Consider the following 9,667-nt stretch of genomic DNA (forward strand, 5'->3'; position numbering starts at 1 on the left):
AGATATATTTAACAATCATGACACGTAGACACTTTATCACATCCTCTCTCGGAATGCTTCTTTTTATCCTGGCGCTTACTTCTTGCGGCAGTAGGAAGCAGCGGGTTGCGTTGCCGGCGGATTTTAAGGGGCCGAAGGAGCTTTCACGGTTGTATGGCGTCCGTTTGACTCCGGATGATAATATTTTCCTTTATAATGAAGGGGCGAAATGGCTGGGCGTTCCTCACCGGCTGGGCGGAATGACGAAGAAAGGGGTGGACTGTTCCGGCTTTGTCACGATTGTGTATCGCGAGGTGTATGGGAAGCAGTTGGCACGTTCGTCGGCCGATATGCTGAAACATAACTGCAAGAAAGTCAGCCGGGCCAATTTGAAAGAAGGCGATCTGGTGTTTTTCCGGACAGGGAAAGGAAAGAAGAATGTGCCCAACCATGTCGGGATCTATCTGAAAAACGGAAAGTTTATCCATACCAGCACATCGAACGGCGTTGTCGTGAGCAGCCTGAGTGAACCTTATTATATCCGGGCGTGGCTTACAGGCGGACGGGTGAGATAAATGTACACTTGTCGTCAATTTTGACTTTTAATTCTTAATTCTTAATTCTTAATTTAAGAACTCTATGTATATTTGCAGCTCAATTAAAAAAACATCATTAGAGTATGTTGACGCTTAAAGTAATTACGGAAGAAACAGACCGTGTGATTCAAGGTCTGGAAAAGAAACACTTTAAAGGTGCGAAGGAATGCATTGCAAAAGTGATCGAGCTGAATGATAAAAGACGTAGTGCACAAAATCAATTAGATAAGAACCTGGCAGAGGTGAACTCCGCTTCGAAAACCATCGGTATGCTGATGAAAGAAGGTAAAAAGGAGGAGGCCGAGACTGCCAAGCAACGTGTTGCCGAGATCAAGGAAGCCAACAAAGCGATCCAGGCAGAAATGGATCAGGCGGCTGAAGATATGCAGAACCTGCTCTATACGATCCCGAATGTCCCCTATGATGAAGTGCCCGAAGGTGTTGGCGCCGATGATAATAAGGTGGAAAAGATGGGCGGAATGGAAACGGAGCTGCCGAAAGACGCACTGCCCCACTGGGAATTGGCGAAGAAATATGACCTGATCGACTTCGACTTGGGTGTGAAGATCACAGGCGCCGGTTTTCCGGTCTATAAAGGACAGGGTGCCCAGTTGCAACGTGCGCTGATCAACTTCTTCCTCGATGAAGCCCGTAAATCAGGTTATATGGAAATCATGCCGCCGACAGTGGTAAACGCCGCTTCCGGTTATGGCACAGGCCAGTTGCCTGATAAAGAAGGTCAGATGTATCATTGCGAAGTGGACGATCTCTACCTGATCCCGACAGCCGAAGTTCCGGTAACCAATATCTACCGCGATGTGATCCTCGATGAGAAACAGTTGCCGATCAGGAATTGCGCCTATACGCAATGTTTCCGCCGCGAAGCCGGTTCTTATGGTAAAGACGTGCGCGGGTTGAACCGCCTGCACGAGTTCTCTAAAGTGGAACTTGTCCGTATCGACAAACCGGAACATTCCAAACAGTCCCACCAGGAAATGCTGGACCATGTGGAAGGTTTGCTCCAGAAGTTGGAACTTCCGTATCGTATCCTGCGTCTTTGTGGTGGCGATATGAGCTTTACGGCTGCCCTCTGTTTCGATTTCGAAGTCTATTCGGAAGCACAGAAACGTTGGCTGGAAGTCAGCTCCGTATCGAACTTCGATAATTACCAGGCAAACCGTCTGAAATGTCGTTATCGTGACGAAAACAAAAAGACACAGCTTTGCCATACGTTGAATGGTAGCGCATTAGCTCTGCCGCGTATTGTTGCCGCCTTGCTGGAAAACAACCAGACACCGGAAGGAATCCGGATTCCGAAAGCATTGGTTCCGTACACGGGTTTTGATATGATTAAGTAAAAAGGCTTTATATAAAGTGCGAACGGATGAGTCGCACCAATGAAAACGGGATAAAAGTAAAAAATACTTTTATCCCGTTTTTCTTTTGGTTAATTCTTATTGATATCTAATCGGATTTATATAAGTTTGCGTCTTGAACTTTGAATTGGAATATGGTCGAGAGTAATGCCGGAAAAATACAAGATGACATGTTTATGGTCAGATTAATCAGGGCAGGGGATCAGCAAGCCTTTGAGTATCTGTTCAAAACGTATTTTGTCCCTCTTTGCCGTTTTGTCCGTATCTATGTAAAAGATAATGGAGTCGCAGAAGAGTTGGCACTCGATGTTTTTACTTCTGTTTGGGAGAAACGGGAGAATCTGGACATCAAATTAACTTTGAAATCTTATCTTTTCCAAGCGGCCCGCAACAGGGCTATGAATTATTTGAGAGATAACGATCGTTTTGTAGCCGTATCCGACTGGTCGTTACTCGAACGTTTTGAGATAGACGACTCCCTGGAGTTGAAAGAGTTGGAACGTCTGATTGCCGAAGCCGTTTGTTCCCTTCCCGACAGATGTCGCGAAATATTCCTGAAAAGCCGTACCGAACATCTTTCCAATAAAGAGATTGCCGAGAGATTAGATGTCTCCGTTAAAAATGTGGAGGCGCAAATCACGAAGGCGTTAAAGCTGATAAAGGCGTATTTGGGAGACTCTTATACTTATTTCTGGTAAAAAGATTTAATTTTTTTTGATTTTAGAGTAGGGTTCTCTCTCTTTGATGTGTCATACATAAAAGGAAAAGTGTATGACGGACAAAATAATTCCCTGGGATTTAATTATTTCTCATCTGAAGCAGGAAACAGATAAGAAAGAGGAAGCTGCCTTGAATGAATGGAGAAATTCGGACGGGAATGAATCTTTGTTCATGGAGCTGGAGTCACTTTGGAGGGAGGTACAGGCCGAAGCCGGGGAATATGATCCGGACGTGTCATACTACTGGAAACGGATGGAAGCCCGTATGCAGGTGAAACGGAAAGTCTATACGATTCCGGTTTTGAAATACCGGATTGCAATGGTTGCCGCCTCTTTATTACTTGTCCTGTCTGTATCAATTTCTTTTTTTGCCGGCCGGATAACGGGAAGGCCGGAAGTTGCCTCGCAGACCTATTCGGCTTTGAATGGAAAATCGCAGATGGTCTTGCCGGATGGCAGTTCTGTGTGGTTGAATATCGGTTCCACACTTTCCTATAAAACTTCTTTTACGGGAAAGCGTGAGGTCTGGCTGGAAGGGGAAGCTCTGTTTGATGTTAAGAAAGACCGGGAGCATCAGTTTACAGTCCGGACGGAAGATTTCAGCGTAAATGTCTACGGGACCCGCTTCAATGTAAAGGCATATCCTGATAGTCCGGACTTGAGGGTTGCTTTACTGGAAGGAAGGATTTCCTTGCAGAAGGGGAAAGAAGAAACGTATATGAAGCCGGGAGAACTGGCTATGATTGATAGAAAAGCAGATAGGATCCGGGTGAATTCGGCAGATGTACATTTTGAGTCATGCTGGGCAAACAAGTCCTGCTCGTTTGAAGCCAAGCCGCTGGATTATATCTGTAAGTATCTGGAACGTTGGTATAGTATAAGTATTGACCTGGATCCTGCCATTGCTCAAACGAGTTATACTTTTACCATAACGGATGAACCGCTTGAAACAATTCTGCAGATTATGTCGCGGATTAATCCGATACAATACTCTTTCGAGGAGGATAAACATGTAATTATATCGGAAGTCAAACCATTAAAAAGATAATGCCTATGAAGTAATACGAATTGAATGACACAAATAAGGCACGGAACGAAATTCATGCCTTACGCGGAGTTAATTCTCCAACAAGAAAACAACGTGAGTTCATCTCTGATTTGGTCGTCTGATACTGAACTCATTAATGTTAACTTTAAATTCACGCAAAGATATGAATAATATAAAGATGTTATCGAAAAAAAGGATATCTTTTCTGTCCTTTATTTTTCTGCTGTTAGTCTCATCCTATGTGCACGCCGATAATGCAAACGAGAAAATAACAGTGTCTTTTTCTAAAATCCCTTTATCGGAAGCAATCAAAAAAATAGAATCGGTCAGTGGTTATACCTTCTTTTATGATGTGGATAAAACTGATCTGAAACAGGAAGTCAGCCTTCGGGTGAACAGCCAGGATATTGAAATGGCCATAGACCGTATGCTGAAGCCAACCAATCTGCAATTCGAAATCAATAATCGTCAAATCGTCCTGATGCCTAAACAGGTTCGGCAAGCAGGGCCGGTACAAAATGTGCGTGGCCGTGTGGTCGATGAAAACAGCGAGCCTGTTATCGGAGCTAATGTTTCGGTTAAAGGTACGGTAAACGGTACTATTACGGATGCGGAAGGACGTTTTAACTTGTCAAATGTACCGGCTAATGCGATCTTGCAGATTTCATATATTGGAATGGAATCGCAGGAAATAGCATTGAAAGGCAATACGGCAATCAATGTCGTGTTGAAAGAAGATGCCGTCGCCCTGTCTGATGTCGTGATTGTAGGCTACGGTGTGACGAAGAAAGCGGACCTTACCGGTGCCGTATCTTCTGTTTCTCTCGACGATGTTTCCCGCCAGCCTGTACTTCGGATAGAAGAGGCATTGCGCGGTAAAGCGCCGGGTGTCCAGATCACGCAGACTAACGGTGCGCCAGGTTCCAATATGAGGATTCGTATTCGTGGTACGAACTCTGTAAACGGCAGCAACGATCCGCTTTATGTTGTGGACGGTTTCCTGGGGGCTGACTATTCGATGCTTAATCCGAACGATATCGAATCAATTACGATATTGAAAGATGCTTCGGCCACTTCCATGTACGGATCACAGGGTTCGAACGGGGTTGTTTTGATTACAACAAAGTCGGCTAAAGAAGGCGAAATGAAGGTCGAATATAATGGTTTTGTCAGCTTCGATCAGCCTTTCCGTAAGTTGGATGTGCTGGATGCAACCCAATATAGGAGAGTCTTTAACGAACGGTTGATGGCACTTGGCAACAATCCTTATTATTCTGAGGCGGAATTAGCTGCTACGGGGAAAGGAATCAACTGGCAGGATGAAGTGTTGCGTTCGGCTGTTTCTCAAAACCATCAGTTGGCGATTAGCGGCGGACAGAGTAAAATCAAATACTATCTTTCTGCCTCTTATGTGAACCAGGAAGGTGTTGTAGAGAATTCTTTCCATAAGAAATATGGTTTTACCGGCAATATTACTTCCAAGGTGAGGGATAACTTTGATGTTGTGTTTAACCTGAATGGCAATTATTACGAGTCTAAGAATCTGAACACGGCTACTTACAATGGCCATCCGGTGAGCGCTGCTCTGCTGTATCCGCCAGATGAACGGATCTTTGATGATAATGGTAAATATGAAACTCCAGGAGGGCTTTATGGGAATGTCGGAACCAATCCCGTTTGGCTGCTGCATAACGGAGATGAAGACGGATATGGCTTTAAGGTATTGGCAAATCTGCAATTGAACTGGACGATTATCGACGGATTGAAACTTTCCGTAAGCGGTGGTGCCAACTTGATATCTACCAAAAGCACGTCATTGGATTTGAATAACAAAAATGCATCCGTGACAACTGCTATTGCACAAGCTTATGACGGAATGGTTGTCTCTTACCAGAATACGAACCAGTTGGCATACAGTAAAACGTTTAATGGCATTCATAAATTGGATGCAACGTTGGTCTATGAACAACAGAAATATATCAATCGTCAATTAGGTGCATATGTGACCGGCTTTTCGACAATAGCTTTAGGAGTGAACAATTTAGGGCTGGGTTCTAACCAGACAGCTTCCAGTGGTTATACGGAATGGTCGTTACAGTCTTATCTGGGACGTGTCAACTATACTTTGATGGATCGTTATTTGTTTACGGCTTCCATGCGTATAGACGGTTCTTCCAAATTTACTAAAGGGAATAAATACGGATATTTTCCTTCCGGTGCAGTGGCTTGGAGACTTTCGGACGAGCCGTTCATCAAGGATTTGAATATTTTCCGGAATTTGAAGTTACGCGGAAGTTACGGGCATGTCGGGAGCCAGGCTATCAACCCGTATGCAACGTTGCAGAAAATGTCGAGCGGAAATGGCCAAGGGATGAATTATCATTTTGATAATACATCGACTTCGATTGGTGTTGCTCCGTCTACGCCTGCCAATCAGGACTTGAAATGGGAGACGACGCAACAGACGAATGTCGGTCTGGACTTTGCCGTATTGAATGGACGGTTGAGCGGTGCGGTGGATTATTATTACAAAAAGACTGTCGACTTGTTGTTTAATGTCTCTGTTCCGGATTATCTGTACGGAGGTTCGGTTTTGAAGAATGTCGGTTCCATGCGGAATAAAGGATGGGAATTTATGCTGACAGGCGTTCTGGCCGATAGTAAGGATTGGTTTGTCGAGACAAGCGCTACTCTTAGTTTGAATCGCAATAAGGTGTTGAATATGGGTGAAGAAGAAGAGATATTCGTAAATTCGAGCTATGGTTCTCGTGTTTATACCGGATATTCGGTCTTGCACGTAGGTGAACCGATCGGACAGATGTATGGATTGCAATATCTGGGAACTTGGAAAAGCAACGAAGCGGCGGAAGCAGCTAAATACGGAGCTGTTCCGGGTGATAGCAAATATGCCGATTTGAACGGCGATAACACGATCAATGGGGAAGACATGTCGGTGATCGGCCATGCACTGCCGAAGTTTACCTATTCCTGGAATACGACTGTTTCCTATAAGAACTGGGATTTGAATGTCCTTTTCAATGGAGTACAGGGAAATGATATCTGGAATTTTACGCGTGCAACTATGAATACAGCCTATGTTCCTACCGACGTAGCCGTATTGGATCGCTGGAGCCCGACAAATGAAAATTCGAATTATCCGGAATTCAGCAACTCAAACAGGAATGAAACGCAATCGGATCGCTGGCTTGAGAACGGTAGTTATTTACGTTTAAGTAACCTGACTTTGGGTTATACTTTCAATCAGTTGAAAAGAAATACATTCGTACAGGAGGCTAAGTTGTATGTAAGTGCGCAGAATCTGTTTACGATTACGAAATATTCCGGATATAACCCGGAATCCAATATGAGCGGAAACAGTGATACTGCTTTCGGGTATGACGCTTCCGGTTATCCGGCTGTCCGTTCGTTTATGGTCGGTGTCAAGTTTGCATTTTAATAAATCAACTTTAAATTATTGAGATATGAATACATTAAAATATATAGTTTCATCTATTCTCGGAGGCGCTTGCTTCTTGGGGTTGTTTGGCGGTTGCCAGAGTTTGGATGAGAATCCGGCGGGTACGTTGGTTGCCGATTCCTATTTCTCTACGGAAGAAGATTTGGATGCTGCACTGACGGGAGTTTATGCACAGTTGGCTTCCAACCGTTGGGGTGGATTGGGGCATACGAATATTTGGGTTCCTCTGATGGGGGCGGACGATTTGACTTCGCAAGCTGGTAAACCGGATTATGTACAGTTCGACACCTTCAATCCTTCGTCTACGAATGACGGTTTGAAAGCTGCTTCGTGGACAGCTCCTTTCAGGGTTGTTTTCGCAGCCAATAATCTGTTGAATAATGTCGATAATATGACCATTGCTGAATCTGCAAAGACGAAGGCTAAGTCGGAAGCGCGGTTCTTGCGTGCCTGGTCTTATTTCTGGATGGTTCGTGTTTTTGGTGAAATACCATTGCAATTGGATAACACAATGAATTATAATTTGCCTAAGTCTCCGATCAAAGAGGTCTATACGCAGATTATAGAGGATTTGCAGTATGCGATCGATAATCTCCCGGACGAATTGCCGGCCAGTGTCGGACGTCCGTGTAAGATGTCGGCCAAAGGTGTATTGGCACAGGTCTATCTGATGATGGCAGGTTATCCGCTGAACGAAACGGATAAATATGCCTTGGCTGCTAAGGAAGCGAAGGATGTGATCGACAGCGGTCTTTTCTATTTATTGGAGAATTTCGCTGATTTATGGAAATGGGATTCGGACGGAAACCCTGAAATCCTGTGGGCTATTATCTTCTGTAATTTTAATGATTGCGGAAATCAGAATATGAATACGTTCACGGGCCTGAATACACAGCCGAGCGAGGAAAATGGATGGGACCAGGTGTTTTGCGAGATTGGTTTCTTTAACCGTTTCCCGGAAGGACCGCGTAAGGATGCAACTTACCTGACACTCTTCACAAGCCGTACGGATGGTGCGCAAACGCCTTGGCAGGAAAGTACTTTCAAGCATCCGTTCTTAGCTAAATATCGCGACGGGATGGTTCCGAACGAACCGAACTACAGCGGTAGTGACCATATGGGTGGCCGCGACCTGAACTACCTGCGTTTCGCTGAAATCCTGCTGATTTATGCCGAGGCACAGACGATGGCTGACGGGTCTCCGAATGCGATGGCTTACGATTGTGTGAATAAGATTCGCCGTCGTGCCGGGCTGGAAGATTTGCCGGCTGGCCTGAACCAGACAGCTTTCCGGAATGCCGTGATTGACGAGAAGGGATGGGAATTCTGTGGCGAATACTGCCGTTGGTTCGATCTTGTCCGCACGGAGAAAGTCGAGGAGATGAATCAATATAAAGATGCCGACGACCTGAAACCGCAAGGTTCGATCGACAAGAGCAAGTATTTTGCTCCAATTCCTTATACGGAAGTCTTGTTGAACCCAGCTCTGGGTGATTGATAAAAAGAAAGAGGCTGTCGGGATTCCTAAAAATCAGTTGCAGCTTTGCAACGAGTTTTTTGAAGTTCCGGCAGCTTTTTTACGTTAAAAGATGCTTTCCGGATAACTCATTCGGATAAACCTATTACATTTAGGGAGAAATTCCTGTAAATATTACAATTATGAATAAAACAGTTTTAATTCTCTTACTCGTTTGCCTGTCCGTTTGCGGTGCACAGGCACAGATTTCCTGGCCGGACGGTAAAAAAGCTGCCATAGTATTGACCTACGACGACGGGCTGAAATCCCAGCGCGATATCGTGATGCCCCAACTGGAAGCGAAAGGTTTCCGGGGAACCTTCTTTCTCTATGGCCAGGTCGTGAAAGACAGCGACATCCCCGAATGGCGCGAAGCTGCCCGGCGCGGACACGAATTGGGCAACCACAGCCTTTTTCACCCCTGCCTGGCCGGAACTGTTGAAACATCATCTTCCTCACTCTGCCGCTCCCTCGAATGCTATTCGGTGAAAGACATACTGACGGAGATCGGGATGATGAACAGTTTTCTTTATGCCATTGACGGGAAAAAGGAACATGCCTATGCCTATCCTTGCGGACAAAGTGTAGCCGGGGGAGAGGATTATTCCCGGCCTTTGCTGGACTCCGGACTGGTCAAGTATTGCCGTGGAGCTGCTGGGCGGCATGTGGTGGAAGATGCGAAGACGCTGAATTTTGCATTGATCCCGACTCTTCCCGCCTTGACCGGATGCAAGGCTGACGACCTGATCAAATATGTACAGGATGCACTCGACAAACACGGACTCGGCATCATCGTCTTTCATGGCGTTGGCGGCGATTATCTGACGGTCGATGCGGCTGAACACCAGAAGTTAGTGGACTTCCTGGCTGCCCATTCCGATGAAATCTGGGTCGGAACATTCTCTGATGTGCTCGATTATGTAGCAGAACAGGCAAAGAAATAGAAATCAATTTT

At 45.3% G+C, this 9,667-nt stretch carries 7 protein-coding genes; all 7 read left to right on the forward strand.

The features are described 5' to 3' along the window. The first annotated feature begins 17 nt into the window (after window positions 1-17). The 7 genes from DWW90_RS07065 to DWW90_RS07095 all read left to right on the forward strand — a co-directional run bounded on the left by DWW90_RS07065 (window position 18) and on the right by DWW90_RS07095 (window position 9,656). A complete protein-coding gene (locus tag DWW90_RS07065; RefSeq protein ID WP_122344512.1) occupies window positions 18-554 on the forward strand; it encodes a C40 family peptidase in 537 nt (178 codons plus the stop codon). Window positions 555-658: 104 nt separating this feature from the next. Next, a complete protein-coding gene (serS, locus tag DWW90_RS07070) occupies window positions 659-1,933 on the forward strand; it encodes a serine--tRNA ligase (protein ID WP_122344471.1) in 1,275 nt (424 codons plus the stop codon). 194 nt (window positions 1,934-2,127) lie between these two features. Then, window positions 2,128-2,649 carry an RNA polymerase sigma-70 factor gene (locus tag DWW90_RS07075; RefSeq protein ID WP_233547667.1) on the forward strand — a complete coding sequence of 174 codons (522 nt, stop codon included), beginning with the start codon at window positions 2,128-2,130 and terminating at the stop codon, window positions 2,647-2,649. Between the two features lie 73 nt (window positions 2,650-2,722). Then, window positions 2,723-3,718, forward strand: coding sequence for a FecR family protein (locus DWW90_RS07080; RefSeq protein ID WP_122344472.1), 996 nt, complete (start codon window positions 2,723-2,725; stop codon window positions 3,716-3,718). Between the two features lie 163 nt (window positions 3,719-3,881). After that, window positions 3,882-7,175: a TonB-dependent receptor gene (locus DWW90_RS07085; protein ID WP_158582824.1), complete on the forward strand. Its 3,294-nt coding sequence runs from the start codon at window positions 3,882-3,884 to the stop codon at window positions 7,173-7,175. A 25-nt stretch (window positions 7,176-7,200) separates the two neighbouring features. Then, window positions 7,201-8,694, forward strand: a complete 1,494-nt coding sequence (locus DWW90_RS07090; RefSeq protein ID WP_122344474.1) for a RagB/SusD family nutrient uptake outer membrane protein — start codon at window positions 7,201-7,203, stop codon at window positions 8,692-8,694. A gap of 161 nt (window positions 8,695-8,855) precedes the next feature. Beyond that, window positions 8,856-9,656: a polysaccharide deacetylase family protein gene (locus DWW90_RS07095; protein WP_122344475.1), complete on the forward strand. Its 801-nt coding sequence runs from the start codon at window positions 8,856-8,858 to the stop codon at window positions 9,654-9,656. Window positions 9,657-9,667 lie beyond the last annotated feature (11 nt).

The sequence above is a fragment of the Parabacteroides sp. AF17-28 genome, assembly GCF_003479205.1.
Taxonomy (GTDB): domain Bacteria; phylum Bacteroidota; class Bacteroidia; order Bacteroidales; family Tannerellaceae; genus Parabacteroides; species Parabacteroides acidifaciens.